Origin of the sequence: Stenotrophomonas sp. SrG (assembly GCF_050031795.1) — a bacterium.
GTDB classification, from domain to species: domain Bacteria; phylum Pseudomonadota; class Gammaproteobacteria; order Xanthomonadales; family Xanthomonadaceae; genus Stenotrophomonas; species Stenotrophomonas rhizophila_A.
The window spans coordinates 1-238 of the sequence record NZ_JBNBBE010001165.1; the positions used below are offsets into that span (position 1 = coordinate 1).

Genomic DNA, 238 nt, shown 5'->3' on the forward strand with positions numbered 1-238 from the left:
GAACCCCAGCGCACGCGCGAGCGCATCGAGGCCCTGCGCGCGCAGGGCGCCCTGGTGGCCCAGGGCGGTGTGGCCCGGCTGCGCACCGGTCTGGCCCACGATGGGGGCGGCAAGTGCAGCTTTGGCGCAGGCGACGTGGAGAATTTCTCGCGCTGGTTCCAGGCGTACCTGCTCGTGCCCGGTTACCACCTGCCGCTGATCGGCGGCGATGGCAGCGGCGCCGAGCTGGCCTATGCAG

The 238-nt window shown here is 72.7% G+C and carries 1 pseudogene; it reads left to right on the top strand.

The annotated features are described in order from the left end of the window. Positions 1-238 (top strand): annotated as a pseudogene (locus ACQG3P_RS23120) (virulence factor family protein); the annotation flags it as partial.